Genomic DNA, 14,139 nt, shown 5'->3' with positions numbered 1-14,139 from the left:
TCATCCATGCATTCACCGCACGCCGCGGCAACGAACACCCCCCTCACCCGCGAGGCGATGGAGCCGTTCTGGATGCCGATGACGCCCAATCGCCAGTTCAAATCCAACCCACGGCTGTTCACCGGCGCCGAGGGCATGCACTACATCACCCAGGACGGCCGACGCATTCTCGACGGCATGGCGGGACTCTGGTGCGTCAACGCCGGCCACGGCCAGAAGCGGATCGTCGAGGCGATCCAGGCGCAGGCTGCGAAACTCGATTTCGTCTCCTCGTTCCAGATGAGCCACCCGGCCGCATTCGAGCTCGCCGGACGCATCACCGAGATCACGCCTGACGGTCTCGACCATGTGTTCTTCACCAATTCCGGATCGGAATCGGTCGACACCGCGCTCAAGATCGCGCGCGGCTATCACCGCGCGCGTGGCGAAGCCAACCGCATCCGCTTCATCTCGCGCGCCAAGGCCTATCACGGCATGGGCTGGGGCGGCTTGTCGGTGAGCGGCCTGTACCGTCACCGCCGCGATTTCGGCCCGCTGCTGCCCGAGGTCGACCATCTGGCGCTGCCCCACGATCCCGAGCACACCGCATTCCCGCGCGGGCAGCCGGCATGGGGCGCGCATTTCGCCGATGAGCTGGACAAGCTGTTGCTGATCCACGATCCCTCGACCGTCGCGGCCGTGATCGTCGAGCCGGTGACAGGCTCGGGCGGCGTCTACCCGCCTCCATCAGGCTATCTCGAGCGGCTGCGCAAGATCTGCGATCAGCACGGCATTCTGCTGATCTTCGACGAGGTGATCACCGGCTTCGGACGGCTCGGCGCGCCGTTCGCGGCCAATGCGCTCGGCGTGACACCCGATCTCATCACCTGCGCCAAGGGCATGACCAATGCTGCCGTGCCGATGGGTGGCGTCATCGTCAGCGACAAGGTCTATTCCGCGTTGATGAACGGGCCGGAAAACACCGTCGAGCTGTTCCACGGCTATACCTACTCGGCGCATCCGCTCGCCTGCGCGGCCGGCCTCGCCGCGCTCGACGTCTATCAGGACCTCGGCCTGTTCGAGCGCGCCCGGCGCATCGCGCCGATCTGGGAGGCGGCGGCGCATGGGTTGAGGGACGCGCCGCATGTCATCGATATCAGGAACATCGGCGTGCTGGCGGCGATCGATCTGAAGCCGCGCGACGGCGCGGCCGGCGTACGCGGTCCCGAATGCGCCCGGCGATGCTACGACGAAGACGGCATCCTGATCCGCGCCGCCGCCGATACACTGATGATCTCACCGCCCCTGATCATCACCGAGGACCAGATCGAGGCGATCTTCGCAGCGATCCGCCGCGCGTTAAACGCGATCGAGTGAAGGTGGCCGCGGACGTTTGACTTCAATGCCGCAACAAATCCGGTGTCGTCCCTGCGAAAGCAGGGACGACAGCTTCTTCGCGGAGACGCCGCGCTTGATTTACAGCCCGCCCCTCGCCCGCAGCCGGCTGTGGCATCGGCCATAGGCCGCATAGATCACGAGACCGATTACGAGCCACACCGCGAGCCTGATCCAGGTGTCGAGCGGCAGGCCGCACATCAGGAACAGCGAGGTCCCCGCGGCGGCGGGCGCCACCAGCCATATCGCCGGCGCCTTGAACGGGCGCGGCAAGTCCGGATCGCGTAGACGCAGCGCTAGCGTTCCGATCGAGACCACGGTGAACGCGAACAGCGTGCCGATCGAGACGAGCTCTCCGACCAGCCCGATCGGCAGCAGCCCGCCGAGAATTGCAGCGACGCTGCCGGCGAAGATGGTCGAGACATAGGGCGTCTGGAACCGCGGATGGATCTTAGCCGCGATGCCCGGCAACAGCCCGTCATGCGCCATGGCGCGGAAGATCCGCGGCTGCGCCAGCAGCATGATGAGGATCACCGACGTTAGCCCGAACAGGATGCCGAGCTTGATGAAGGGACCGAGCCAGCCGATGCCAACGGCATCGATGCCGACGGCGATCGGATCGGGCACGCTGAGCTTGTCGTACGGCACGATGCCGGTCAGCACGAAGCCGACCGCAACATAGAGCGCGGCGCAGATCACCAGCGAGCCGAGAATCCCGATCGGCATGTCGCGCTCCGGCGTCTTCGCCTCCTGCGCCGCGGTCGAGATCGCGTCGAAGCCGATATAGGCAAAGAAAACCACCGCCGCGCCGCGGACCACGCCGGACCAGCCGAATACGCCGGGACCGGCATTCGGCGGGATCAGCGCGCCTTCCGGATTGCCCGCCGTCACCCAGTTCGCCAGCGATACCGAGGAAGCTGCGGTGGCGAGAAACAGGGCGATGACGACGAGCTTCACCACGACGACGAACCCTGTGAAGCGCGCGGACTCGCGAATGCCGATCACGAGCAGTCCGGTGACGAACGCGATGATCGCCATCGCCGGGATGTTGATGACCGCGCCGGTCGACGACCACGCACCGCTGTTGGCATCGTAGGCGAGCGGCGCCGAGGTGAATTGCTGCGGCAGGTTGATGCCAAAATCGCGCATCAAGCTGACGAAATAGCCGGACCATCCGACCGAAACCGCGATCGCGCCGACCGCATATTCGAGGATCAGGTCCCAGCCGATGATCCAGGCGATCAGTTCGCCAAGCGTGGCATAGGCGTAGGTGTAGGCGCTGCCGCAGATCGGCACGGTCGACGCCATCTCGGCGTAGCACAGGCCGGCGAAGGCACAGGCGACGGCGCCAAGCATGAAGGAGAGCGTGACGGCGGGTCCGGCATTGGCGGCGGCCGCGTGGCCCGTCAGCACGAAGATGCCGGCGCCGATGATGCCGCCGATGCCGAGCGTGACCAGCTGCAACGCCGAGAGCGAGCGCTTGAAGACCGGCGTCTCCGCGTCGCCGTCGGCGCGCGCCGCTTCCCGCAGCAGCTCCGCGGTCGGCTTTCGGTCCCAGAAACCGGCCAGGGTGTCTGACACGCCAGCTGCCCTCCGCCGCTCGGGCCCGGCGGGACCCGACACGATCATCGGACTATAACGCGTCCGACGTCCAGGCGTTCGGGCACAGGATGACGGCCGGCGCGCTTATCCACCGCCAAGAACGACGGCCAAGCGCAGTGCGGCCTATTGGCAGGGATGGCGGCGGCCGTCGCGGCCAAGGAAGGTGCCGGACGCCGGATCGAACGAACGGTAGCGTGCGCAAGACGAGGACGGCGCGGATGACGGTGCCGCCGGTATGGCGCCATAGGCATTCGCGGGATTGCCGCCGCGTTGCAGCGCCTGCTGGGCCTCTCCCACGGCGTCAGGGCGCCGCCGTTGATCGCGCTGCGACCGGGGTTTTCGGACTCGAGCAACGCCGGCTCGGAAATCTGGGCAACGACAGGCGAGAACGACATCCCTGCGAGCAATATGGCGGCTGCAACCGCCCTCAATCCGGACATGCGACCACTCCTATCGATCAATGAAACAGTCAAAGGCCGGCCGAGCCGCCCCAAAGACCATATGGTGGCGACGCCTCTCCGGGCACAGGAGCCACGGCCTCACGATGCCGCGAGCCAACAGGCCGTGGCTCGCCGCTCAGCGATTATGCACGTCGGGCCGCGGGTCGGAGACGAACCCGTCGCGGTTCGGCATCTTGACGGCGGCGAGCGACTTCGCGTCGAGCACCGCATTGGCCGGCACGATGCCGTTCAGGCTGAGGATATAGGCGGACACCGCGTAGACGTCCTCATTGCTCAGCGACTGCGGCGCGTTCTGCGGCATTGCGCGGCGGATGTAGTCGAACAAGGTCGGGGCGTAGGGCCAGTAGCTACCGACGGTGCGGATCGGCTTTGGGCTCGCCAGCGTGCCCTGCCCGCCGACCAGGCGGTCCCCGACGGCGCCCTGCCCGCTGTCGCCATGGCACACTGCGCATTGCTCGCTGAACACGATGCGGCCGCGTTCGACGTTGCCGCTGCCCGGTGGCAGGTTGGAGCCATCGCGACCAATGTCGATGTTCCAGCCGGCGATCTCCGCCGGCGTCGCCACGCGGCCGATGCCGTAGCGCTCCTCGGCATGAACAGCGACAACGAGCATCGCGATCGCGCCGGCCAGCAGCGCGGATTTGAGGTTACGCCTGGCCATTGGTCACCTCGCCATTCGCATCGATACGCCAGGGCCAGATCGCGTTGTTGTGGTAGAACGAGTTGAGACCGCGCACCGCCACCAATTCCGCCAGCGTCGGCTGCACGTAGCCGGTCTCATCGATGGCGCGGCTCTGGATCACGGCGGGGGTGCCGTCCCAGTGCCAGGGCAAACGGAAGCGCGTGAGCGCGCGCGTCAGCACCGGCTCCTGCAGCTCCGCCTGCTGCCAGCTCTTGCCCTCGTCGAGCGAGATCTCGACGCTCTTGATCTTGCCGTGGCCACTCCAGGCTATCCCGGTGATCTCGTGAAAGCCGTGCGTGGTCAGTTTCTGACCGCCGGACGGTCGTGTGATGATCGATTTGGCCTCCATGTAGAAGGTGAATTCGCGCGACGTACCGTCCGGCATCGGGTCGGTGTATTTCGAGGTCTCCTCGCGCGAATAGGCCGGCTCGGCGACGACCTTGAGCCGGCGCAGCCATTTCACGTTCATGTTGCCCTCGAAGCCCGGCAGCAACAGGCGCAGCGGATACCCCTGCTGCGGACGCAGCCGCTCGCCGTTCTGGCTGTAGACCAGCATGGCGTCGTCGAGGCACTTCTCGATCGGGATCGAGCGGGTCAACGCGGCGGCATCGGCGCCTTCGGCGACGATCCATTTGGCCCCCGCCTGCAGGCCGGCTTCGTCCAGCACCGTCTTCAGCGGCACGCCGGTCCATTCCGCACAGCTCAGCAGGCCGACAAGGTCGGAGGCCGTTTTGCCGTAGGGCTTGGTGTAGACCGGATTGCCGGAGCACTCGAGGAAGTGAATGCGCGACTGCGATGGAAAGCGGCGGATGTCCTCCATCGTGAACACCAGCGGGCGATCGACCATGCCGTGCAACATCAGCCGGTGCTCGGCCGGATCGATAGTCGGCACGCCGCCATGGTGGCGTTCGTAGAACAGACCGTTCGGCGTGATGATGCCGTCGAGCTCCTGCAACGGCGTGCGGCCCGACGCGGAGATATATTGCGGCAGCGTCTTCGAGATGTTCTTGACGACGCCCTTCTCGTGAACCGACGGCGTGCCGTAGGGCTGGCTTCCCATCGGATCGCCGGGCGCTTTCATCCATTCCGGCACGCTGGGCGGAAGATTATTCCCCTGTTCGGCAAGCGCGGTAGAACCGGCAACTCCCGCGATCGCGGAGCCACCGGCCAATGCCGCGCCCGCCTGAAGAAATCGCCTGCGAGACGCCTCTCGCACGCGCTTGTCCGTCGTGTGTTCGCTCATCGACGTTTTCCTCTGACGTTACGAGGTGCAGCCTAACACCAAACGGCCGAGGCGAGGCAATGCTGCTGCGCGCAGTGCAGCATTCCGCAATGAGATGCATGATACCGAACGCGTGGATTGCACGACGGCGCAGTGGACGCGCGCTCTATTCTTTCACCGGCGGCGTACCATGGGTGTGGAACGACTCGATCGTCTTCAATCCCCAAGCCTGGCCCTTCTTGCGCTCCTCCTCGGTCCACACGATCGGCTTCCAGTCCGGCGCGAGGATCAGGCGGGCTCCGGCATTGGCGACCTCGACGCGGTTTCCGCCGGGTTCATAGACATACAGGAAGAAGGTCTGCTGGATCGCGTGCTTGTGCGGCCCGGTCTCGATGTGCACGCCGTGCTCGAGGAAGATATCCGCCGCGCGCAGGATCTCCTCGCGGCTGTCCAGCGCGTAGGTCACGTGATGGAAACGTCCCATCTTGCCGTAATGATCGCGCGTATAGGCGAAGTCGTAGCTCTTGTTCGACATCGTCATCCACATCGCGGCTTCCGTGCCGTCGTTGAGCACGATCTGCTCGGTGGTGCGGCATCCCAGGTAGTTCTCGAAGAACAGGCGATTGGCCTTGATGTCGACCGCGAGGCAGTTGAGATGGTCGAGCCGGCGGACATTGACGCCGCGCGCCGGAAAGCGCTGCGCCTGGTTCTTCAACGCGGGCTTCAGCTCGGCCGGCGCCTCGTACCATTCGGTCTCGTAATAGAGCTCGATGACGTGGCCGTCGGGATCGCGGCAGCGGAACGCCGGTCCCTGCCCCATGTCGCCTTCAATCCACGCGATGTCGAAGCCCGAGCCCTTCAGCGCGGCGACGCGGCGCTCGAGCGCCTGTGGGCTGCGCGCCCGCAGCGCCATGTGCTCCATGCCTGAAGTCTTCGACGCGGTCAGCTTCAGCGAATAACGCTCGTAATCGTCCCAGCCGCGCAGATAGACCGACTCGCCCTTCCGGCCGCTGACCGTCATGCCCATGACATCGACGAAGAACTTCAGGCTCTCGTCCGGCTTCGGCGTCAGCAGCTCCATGTGCCCGAGATGAGCGAGATCGAAGATCGGTTCCGGCTGCATAGACGGTCTCCCTCCGTGACGACGCCGGACCGACCTCTTTCAGCTCGGGCGGTGAACGGCGGACGGATTTGTACCAGTGTACAAAGGATTAGGTCCCGTCAACAAAATGTTGACGCCGAAAATTGCGCCCCTCGTTGAAGCCAGCGCGCGCCTAGCCCTTTGACGCCATCACCGGTGCCGGACCATGCGGCCGGGAAATGGTCGCCGACACGGTCAGCGCAACGGCAGCGCGCACACCATGCAGAGCTTCATCCGCGCAGTACGGCGATCGGTCATCGGCAGGAAGAAGAAGAACGCGATCGCCAGAACGAGAAGCGCATTCACGAGAATGTACATGGCGGAGCCCTCTTGTTGCGTATCAACAAGATGGCAGGCGCTCGCGCGGCATTCGGTGGCAGAAATCACATATCGATAGCGGTTGAGGCCGGCGCTCAGGCTACCGAAACGGCCTTCTCGCGATGCGACGACAAGAGCTCGCGGATTTCGACATTCGGCACCGGCCGGCTGAACAGATAGCCCTGCATCTCGGTGCAGCCGAGGATGCGGAGCATATTGCGCTGCTGCTCGGTCTCGACGCCCTCCGCGGTGGTCGTCATATCGCTCGCGGCGGCAATGTTCACGACGGCCTGGACGATCGTGGACGACGCGCCGGTCCCGGCGAGATCCTTGATGAAGGCGCGATCGATCTTGATCTTGTCGAAGGGGAAGCGCTGCAGATAGCTCAGCGACGAATAGCCGGTGCCGAAATCATCGAGCGCGATCCGGATGCCGAGCTCGCGAAGCTGATGCAGGATATCGAGCGCGGCCTCGTCGTCGCGGATCAGCACGGCCTCGGTAATCTCGAGTTCGAGCCGCGAGGGCGCGAGCCCCGACGCCGCGAGCGCGGCGGCGACGTTGAGCGCCAGCGTCTGGCTCTTGAACTGAATCGGAGACACATTGACCGCGACGTTGATGTGATCCGGCCAGTTCACCGCTTCCCGGCACGCGGTGTTGAGCACCCAGTGCCCGAGATCGTTGATCAAACCGGTATCCTCGGCGACTGGGATGAAATCCGCCGGCGAGATGATGCCACGCTCTGGATGCCGCCAGCGCACCAGCGCTTCGCAGCAGCTGACCCTGCCGTCCTCGAGATGGAGCAACGGCTGATAGTGCAGCTCGAAGCTGCCTTCGGCGATCGCCTGGCGCAATTCCAGTTCCAGGCCGCGCCGCGCCTTGGCGCGCGCGTCCATGCCGGCCTCGAAGAACCGGTAGGTGCGGCGGCCGTCGCTCTTCGCGCCATAGAGCGCGAGGTCGGCGTTGCGCAGCAATTGATCGAGGTCGAGGCCGTCGTCGGGCGCGACCGCGATGCCGATGCTGGCGTCGGTCGTGATCAGGTGCCCGCTGCATTCGATCGGCTGGCGGATGGTCTGATAGATCGCGGCCAGCAGCTGCATGGTCTCAGTCTGATCGCGGACCGCAGTCTGGATCACGGCAAACTCGTCGCCGCCGAGCCGCGCCGCGACATTGGTCTCCCCGACGCAGGAGCGCAGACGTTCGGCGATTGCCCTGAGCAATTCGTCGCCGATCTGATGGCCGAGCGCGTCGTTGACGCTCTTGAACTCATCGATGTCGATGTACATGACCGCGACCTGCTCGTCGGGCCCGATCGCCGTCAGCGCCTGCTCGAGGCGCTGACGGAACAGCAGGCGGTTGGGCAGATCGGTCAGCGCATCATAATGCGCCATATGCGCGATCTTGTTCTCGGTGCGGGTCCGCTCGGTGACGTCCTCGATGGTCGCCACCCATCCGCCCTCCGGGAGCGGCTTGTTGACGATCTCGATCGCCCGCCCGCCCGGCGCCTCGGTCAGCTGACGCGTCCCCCGGCCAAGCTTCACATTGCGGATAATGGCATCGCAGAATTCGTCGACGTCGCCATCGAACGAGCCGGTCTCCTGCCGGTGCGCGATCAGCCGCTGCATGGTGCAGCCGGGCTTCGCCACATCGGGCGAGAGCCCGAACATCTCGATGTAGGGACGGTTGCAGATGATGATACGCGCCGACGCGTCGTAAAGCACGAGCCCCTGCGGAATATTGTCCACGGCGGTCATGAGATTGCGACGTTCGGAGGCGAGCCGCGCGTCGGAGATTTCATGCCGCTTCAGCAACAGGAAGACGATCACGGCCATGATCGCAAAGGCCGCCATCAGCAGGCCTTCGCGCTCGCTCCACTGCGCGGTCACGCTTCCGAACAGGCTGCCGACCAGCAGGCCGGCGCAGAACGCCAGCCCCTTGGTCGAGCCGGCGTCGGCATTTCCTGACGATGAATTGCGGTGTTCGATGCTCACGCTGATCTCTCCCGGGCGCGGCATCGTTACGCAGCACTGATGGAAAGGTCGTTACAACTCGCAGTTAGCAATCGGTTACACGATACCTGGAGACAGCGCGTAACACATCGCGCCGAAAACCCCGTAAACCTACGGAGCTGCCGATGCACTCCTCGGAGATGGTGAATTCCGCCTTAACAGGAAAACCGCCAAACAAGCCCGGCTGTGCCGGAAAGCGACGATTTCGCCGCCGATGCGCGCGATGACGCGCAATCTCGCGGCACGATAGAAACAAATCGTCACCGGGAAGGTGTAGATTTAGCCGATGCGCAACCTCGGCGATTTAACGGTTTTTCCAAACCCGGGCGCGCATATTGGTCCGGACATTTAGATTTTGCCAACGAGCCAGGCTGGAACTGTGACATCTTTTGGACGTGTGATCTCTGTGCGCGGCTCGCAGGCCCGGGTTGGGCTGCTGACTGGCGGCCAGTTGCAGCTTTCGGAAATGCGCGCGACCGTCGGCCGGTTCGTCAGTATCCGCTGCGCGAGCTCGGTCATCGTCGCCATGATCACCGAAGTGTCGTGCGAGAACCTGCCGCCGTCCGACGAATACATGGCGACCGCCTCGGTCGACCTGCTCGGCGAAATCCTCGGCGGCGACCGCCCGAAATTCCAGCGCGGTGTCACCCACTATCCGACCATCGGCGACAGCACCGATCTGATCACGAACCAGGAGCTGCGCACGGTCTATGCGCCGAGCGGCTCGGACCAGATCAATGTCGGCACGCTGCAGCAGGATCGTTCGGTTATCGCCTATGTCGACGTCGAGGAAATGCTGTCCAAGCACTTCGCGGTGCTCGGCTCGACCGGCGTCGGCAAATCCACCGGCGTGTCGCTGCTGCTCAACGAGATCCTGAAGTCGCGGCCGAACCTGCGCATCTTCCTGCTCGACGTGCACAACGAATATGGCCGCTGCTTCGGCGAGCGCGCGCAGGTGCTCAACCCGCGAAACCTGAAGCTGCCGTTCTGGCTGTTCAACTTCGAAGAGATCGTCGACGTGCTGTTCGGCGGCCGGCCTGGCGTGCCCGAAGAGCTCGACATCCTCGCCGAAGTGATTCCGATGGCGAAGGGCATCTACACCCAGTACCAAAACTCCGACCGGGTCGGTCTCGGGCTGAAGCGCGTCGACCCCAAGCAGGTCGGCTACACCGTCGATACGCCGGTACCCTACCGCCTCGTCGACCTGATCTCGCTGATCGACGAGCGCATGGGCAAGCTCGAGAACCGCTCCTCGCGCATCATCTACCACAAGCTGATCTCGCGCATCGACGCGGTGCGCAACGATCCGCGCTACGCCTTCATGTTCGACAACGCCAATGTCGGCGGCGACACCATGGCCGAGGTGATCAGTCATCTGTTCCGCCTGCCCGCCAACGGCAAGCCGATGACCATCATGCAGCTCGCCGGCTTCCCGGCGGAAGTCGTCGATTCCGTGGTGTCGGTGCTGTGCCGCATGGCGTTCGATTTCGGACTGTGGAGCGACGGCGTCTCGCCGATGCTGTTCGTCTGCGAGGAAGCGCACCGCTACGCCTCCGCCGACCGCAACATCGGCTTCGGGCCGACCCGCAAGGCGGTGTCGCGCATCGCCAAGGAAGGCCGCAAATACGGCGTCTATCTCGGCCTGATCACCCAGCGTCCGGCCGAGCTCGACGCGACCATCATCTCCCAGTGCAACACGCTGTTCACGATGCGGCTTGCCAACGACCGCGACCAGGCGCTGCTGCGCTCCGCGGTGTCGGATGCCGCCGCCAACCTGCTGTCGTTCGTGCCTTCGCTCGGCACCCGCGAAGTGCTGGCGTTCGGCGAAGGCGTGGCGCTGCCGACCCGGCTGCGCTTCAAGGAGGTGCCGCCTCACCAGCTGCCGCGCGGCGAAGCCACCATCGCTACGGTGCCGTCGGTCACCGCCGGCCATGACATGCATTTCGTCAGCGCCGTGCTGGAGCGCTGGCGCGGCGCCACCTCGCATCGCGATTCGGCGAGCGGCGATGCCAACTTCAACCCTCCGACGCAGCCGCCGCGCACGATGGCGCCCGCCGAGGCGCCGATGCTGCAGCCGTCACTGGGCCTCGATCCGGACCGCTTCTCTCTCCTGAAGAAGCCGCTGCGCTGACGTCACCATGGCAGGGCGCCGATGCGCCTTGCGCCCAAGCCGTCATCCACTATGGTTTCGCGTGACGCCGCGTCCCCGCGGCACGCCGGAACCATCTCATGACGCAGCCGACCACAAAGCGCTTCCCGACGCCCGCTCTCGACAAGCTCCCCGAGGACATCCGCACCCGCATCCTGGCGGTGCAGGAGAAGTCCGGCTTCGTGCCGAACGTATTCCTCACGCTGGCCTACCGCCCCGACGAATTTCGCGCGTTCTTTGCCTATCACGACGCGCTGATGGAAAAGGACTCCGGCCTCTCCAAGGCCGAGCGCGAGATGATCGTGGTGGCGACCAGCGCCGCCAACCAATGCCAGTATTGCGTGATCGCCCATGGCGCGATCCTGCGCATCCGCGCCAAGAACCCTGCGATCGCCGACCAGATCGCGATCAACTACCGCAAGGCCGACATCACGCCGCGGCAGCGCGCGATGCTCGATTTCGCGATGAAAGTCAGCCGCGCGGCCGAGGAGGTCTCGGAGACGGATTTCGCCGCGCTCGCGACCCACGGCTTCAGCGACGACGACGTCTGGGATATCGCCGCGGTCGCGGCCTTCTTCGCGCTCTCGAACCGGCTTGCGAACGTCACCGGGATGCGGCCGAACGACGAGTTCTACATGCTCGGCCGGCAGCCGAAATAGAGGACGCCTTGGTGGACTGGAGCGAGATCATCCTGCGTCTCGGCGCGGCCACCCTTGCCGGCAGCGCGATCGGGCTCGACCGCGACCTGCGCGGCAAGCCGATCGGGCTGAAGACGCTGGGTCTCGTCAGCCTCTCGACGGCCACGGTCGTGCTGCTGGCATTGCAGGCCGTCGAGCCCGGCCATTTCACCGATGCGGTGAGCCGCGTGATCCAGGGCGTGCTGACCGGCATCGGCTTTCTCGGCGCCGGCGTGATCGTTCGCCAGGGCGACCGCTTTCAGGTTCGCGGCCTGACCAGCGCCGCTTGCGCGTTCTTCGCCGCCTGCGTCGGGATCGTCTGCGGCGCCGGCCATTGGCCGATCGTCATCACCGCGCTCGTGCTGGCATTCCTGTTGCTGACCTTCGGCAAGCGGACCGAGCGCTGGCTGCACCACGCGCTCGGCGGCAAGGAGGACCAGCACAGCCCAGGGGCCGCGCCCGGTCAGTCGTCAGATGCCGGCCCGCACCAGCCGGGCAAATAGACCGCGCTCGGGCTGCGGCCCAGCGCCAGCCCCTTCTCCAGCGCCTTGTCGAAATTGTTCTCCACCGTCTTGCGCGGGATGTGGCGGCGCAGGAAATCGGCCCACAGGAATTCGCTGAATGGCGTCGTGTCCTTGGCGAAGCCACCGGCCCGGCGCATTTCGCCGGCGAGGCTGCGGAACGGATCGTCCTTGAGATCCTTGATCGATTTCGGAATGTCCCTGAAGTGCCGCCGCTCGCCCTTGGAATCGTAGGGATAGACCCAGCGCTTGTTGTCCATCACGCCCCAGAACACGTCACGCTCGACCATCGTGAGATCGCCGATCACCGTGACCAGGATGTCCTTGACGCCCTCCTCGTGCAGCGCCCGCGCCATATGATGGTGATCGACCACGTAATAGCGATCGTCGGGACCATGGACGACCGGGATCATGTGCTTGCCCAGCAGTTCGGCGCGCTTCTTGTCCGACTTGTGCTCGCGCCAGCGCTTCCGCTTCTCCTTCACCTCGTGCATGCCGACCGTCATCTGGGTCGGCCGCAGCGACAGGATCGGGACCGGTTTGACGTAAGGCTCGCGCGTATGGGCCATGGTTTGTACTCCCGTTTGACCGGCACTCCGGAATGGGTTCCATTATGACATGATGACGCAGGCAGGCGGAAGAGCCGGTTCGGCCGAATGGCATTGAGAGCAAGCGAACGCGTGAAGGCCCGCACGATCCGCCTCGGCAACCGCGAGGTCGTGACCGAGGGGTTGGAGCTCAGTTTCTGGGCAGACATCAGCCATCGCTGCATGACGGCATCCTGGCCCGCCTTTATTGGCGGTGCAGCATTGGTGTTCATCAGCTTCAACGCCGTCTTCGCGCTATTGTATTGGCTCGGCGATCATCCGATCGCCAACGTGCCTGACGGCCAATACGTCGACTACCTCTATTTCAGCATCGAGACACTTTCGACCGCTGGCTATGGCGACATGCACCCGCAGACGCATTACGGGCACTTCATCGCCACCATCGAACTCTTCACCGGCATCTTCTCGATGTCGCTGATGACCGGACTGATCTTTGCCCGCTTCTCGCGGCCGAGCGCGCGTCTGCTGTTCGCCGACCATCCCGTGATCTCGGACCATGAGGGCCAGCTCACGTTGATGATCCGCCTGGCCAACGAGCGGCACAACATCATCGCCAATGCCACCGCGCGGCTGTGGCTGTTCAAGAACGGCGTCAGCAAGGAAGGCATGCCATACCGCCGGTTCTACGAACTGCCGCTCCTGCGCAGCGAGAGCCCGGCGCTGGCGCTGAGCTGGACCCTGTTTCATGTGATCGACCAGGACAGCCCGCTCTACGGCCTCGACGCCGCGGAGCTGCAAGTCGTCAATGCCGGGATCGGCCTCTTCGTGTCGGGCCTTGACGACGTTGCAGCGCAAACTGTGCATGCGCGAAAATCGTACGAACATTCCGACATCCGCTTCGGCCATCGCTATGCCGAGATCCTGCAGGCGACCGACGACGGACGTCTGCGGATCGACTACAGTCGGTTCCACGAGACCCTCGAAGGATAAATACCACCTCTGCGCGCATCAAGATTTTAGGTGTGAAGCGCAGCGAACATGCTAAACATGAGCGGCGACGCGACCGGACTGACAACAGTGAAGACGCAGCGGCCAATTTCCTCGGATGACGAGCACGTGGTGCTGAAATTCCGGCCGCGTACCTCGGCGCAGCCGCCCGGCAAGCGCGAGGAGCCGGTCCAATCGACCCGCCCTGCTTCCGTCGCTCCTGTTTCCGTCGCCAACGACCTCTCCCGCTATGAGAAGCCGCGCGAGGAGCCCGACGATTTCCGCCAGCGCATGCTCGCCAACATCGCCGCCTTCGCCTTCACCGTGGCGCTCACCGCGATCGGTATCTGGCTCGCCATGAGCATCGCCGATTTGCGCAAGACCCAGGATTGCGTGCTGATGGGACGCCGGGATTGCGCGAAGATTACGGTGATGCCGCGCACCTAGGCGG

General features: G+C 64.8%; 13 protein-coding genes and 1 pseudogene. 6 read left to right on the top strand and 8 right to left on the bottom strand.

Going from position 1 to position 14,139, the window contains the following annotated elements:
* Positions 1-6 precede the first annotated feature (6 nt).
* On the top strand, positions 7-1,356 hold the full coding sequence (locus ACE103_RS17575) for an aspartate aminotransferase family protein (RefSeq protein WP_375780456.1): 1,350 nt from the start codon (positions 7-9) through the stop codon (positions 1,354-1,356).
* Positions 1,357-1,455: 99 nt separating this feature from the next.
* On the opposite strand, the gene ACE103_RS17570 is transcribed toward ACE103_RS17575, so the two are convergent.
* From ACE103_RS17570 to ACE103_RS17540, 7 genes and pseudogenes are all read right to left on the bottom strand, one after another.
* Positions 1,456-2,943: an amino acid permease gene (locus ACE103_RS17570; RefSeq protein ID WP_375781130.1), complete on the bottom strand. Its 1,488-nt coding sequence runs from the start codon at positions 2,941-2,943 to the stop codon at positions 1,456-1,458.
* 156 nt (positions 2,944-3,099) lie between these two features.
* The gene (locus ACE103_RS17565) at positions 3,100-3,273 is read right to left on the bottom strand and encodes a BA14K family protein (protein WP_375780455.1); all 174 of its coding nucleotides are present in this window, start codon (positions 3,271-3,273) and stop codon (positions 3,100-3,102) included.
* A 279-nt stretch (positions 3,274-3,552) separates the two neighbouring features.
* Positions 3,553-4,050 carry a c-type cytochrome gene (locus ACE103_RS17560; protein WP_375781129.1) on the bottom strand — a complete coding sequence of 166 codons (498 nt, stop codon included), beginning with the start codon at positions 4,048-4,050 and terminating at the stop codon, positions 3,553-3,555.
* Between the two features lie 34 nt (positions 4,051-4,084).
* Complete coding sequence (gene soxC, locus ACE103_RS17555) at positions 4,085-5,362, bottom strand: sulfite dehydrogenase (protein WP_375780454.1); 1,278 nt, start codon at positions 5,360-5,362, stop codon at positions 4,085-4,087.
* Between the two features lie 145 nt (positions 5,363-5,507).
* Positions 5,508-6,464 carry a catechol 2,3-dioxygenase gene (locus tag ACE103_RS17550; RefSeq protein ID WP_375780453.1) on the bottom strand — a complete coding sequence of 319 codons (957 nt, stop codon included), beginning with the start codon at positions 6,462-6,464 and terminating at the stop codon, positions 5,508-5,510.
* A gap of 213 nt (positions 6,465-6,677) precedes the next feature.
* Positions 6,678-6,800: a hypothetical protein gene (locus ACE103_RS17545; RefSeq protein WP_263009993.1), complete on the bottom strand. Its 123-nt coding sequence runs from the start codon at positions 6,798-6,800 to the stop codon at positions 6,678-6,680.
* A gap of 95 nt (positions 6,801-6,895) precedes the next feature.
* Positions 6,896-8,671, bottom strand: a pseudogene (locus ACE103_RS17540) (putative bifunctional diguanylate cyclase/phosphodiesterase); the annotation flags it as partial.
* A gap of 514 nt (positions 8,672-9,185) precedes the next feature.
* Here ACE103_RS17540 and ACE103_RS17535 point away from each other — a divergent pair.
* The 3 genes from ACE103_RS17535 (at position 9,186) to ACE103_RS17525 (ending at position 12,135) form a co-directional block, all read left to right on the top strand.
* Entirely contained in the window at positions 9,186-10,937 is a 1,752-nt protein-coding gene (locus ACE103_RS17535) for an ATP-binding protein (protein ID WP_375780452.1), read from the top strand.
* Positions 10,938-11,035: 98 nt separating this feature from the next.
* On the top strand, positions 11,036-11,614 hold the full coding sequence (locus ACE103_RS17530) for a peroxidase-related enzyme (RefSeq protein ID WP_375780451.1): 579 nt from the start codon (positions 11,036-11,038) through the stop codon (positions 11,612-11,614).
* Positions 11,615-11,622: 8 nt separating this feature from the next.
* A complete protein-coding gene (locus ACE103_RS17525) occupies positions 11,623-12,135 on the top strand; it encodes an MgtC/SapB family protein (RefSeq protein WP_223973189.1) in 513 nt (170 codons plus the stop codon).
* On the opposite strand, the gene ACE103_RS17520 is transcribed toward ACE103_RS17525, so the two are convergent.
* The gene (locus ACE103_RS17520) at positions 12,096-12,722 is read right to left on the bottom strand and encodes a ParB-like protein (RefSeq protein ID WP_223973191.1); all 627 of its coding nucleotides are present in this window, start codon (positions 12,720-12,722) and stop codon (positions 12,096-12,098) included. The two genes, ACE103_RS17525 and ACE103_RS17520, sit on opposite strands and share 40 nt — an antisense overlap.
* Positions 12,723-12,833: 111 nt before the next feature.
* On the opposite strand from ACE103_RS17520, the gene ACE103_RS17515 reads away from it, so the two are divergent.
* Complete coding sequence (locus tag ACE103_RS17515) at positions 12,834-13,691, top strand: ion channel (RefSeq protein WP_375780450.1); 858 nt, start codon at positions 12,834-12,836, stop codon at positions 13,689-13,691.
* A gap of 87 nt (positions 13,692-13,778) precedes the next feature.
* A complete protein-coding gene (locus ACE103_RS17510; RefSeq protein ID WP_375781128.1) occupies positions 13,779-14,135 on the top strand; it encodes a hypothetical protein in 357 nt (118 codons plus the stop codon).
* Positions 14,136-14,139 lie beyond the last annotated feature (4 nt).

The organism is Bradyrhizobium sp. ma5, from assembly GCF_042258955.1.
GTDB lineage: Bacteria > Pseudomonadota > Alphaproteobacteria > Rhizobiales > Xanthobacteraceae > Bradyrhizobium.
Note: the sequence above shows the minus strand (reverse complement) of the source record. Positions and strands in the feature narration are given on the sequence as shown.

Bases quoted from the DNA above. Each gene is read 5' to 3' on its own strand.
- ACE103_RS17575 (WP_375780456.1), top strand. From the start codon at position 7: ATGCATTCACCGCACGCCGCGGCAACGAACACCCCCCTCACCCGCGAG.
- ACE103_RS17560 (WP_375781129.1), bottom strand. From the start codon at position 4,050: ATGCTCGTTGTCGCTGTTCATGCCGAGGAGCGCTACGGCATCGGCCGC.
- soxC (WP_375780454.1), bottom strand. From the start codon at position 5,362: ATGAGCGAACACACGACGGACAAGCGCGTGCGAGAGGCGTCTCGCAGG.
- ACE103_RS17550 (WP_375780453.1), bottom strand. From the start codon at position 6,464: ATGCAGCCGGAACCGATCTTCGATCTCGCTCATCTCGGGCACATGGAG.
- ACE103_RS17545 (WP_263009993.1), bottom strand. From the start codon at position 6,800: ATGTACATTCTCGTGAATGCGCTTCTCGTTCTGGCGATCGCGTTCTTC.
- ACE103_RS17530 (WP_375780451.1), top strand. From the start codon at position 11,036: ATGACGCAGCCGACCACAAAGCGCTTCCCGACGCCCGCTCTCGACAAG.
- ACE103_RS17520 (WP_223973191.1), bottom strand. From the start codon at position 12,722: ATGGCCCATACGCGCGAGCCTTACGTCAAACCGGTCCCGATCCTGTCG.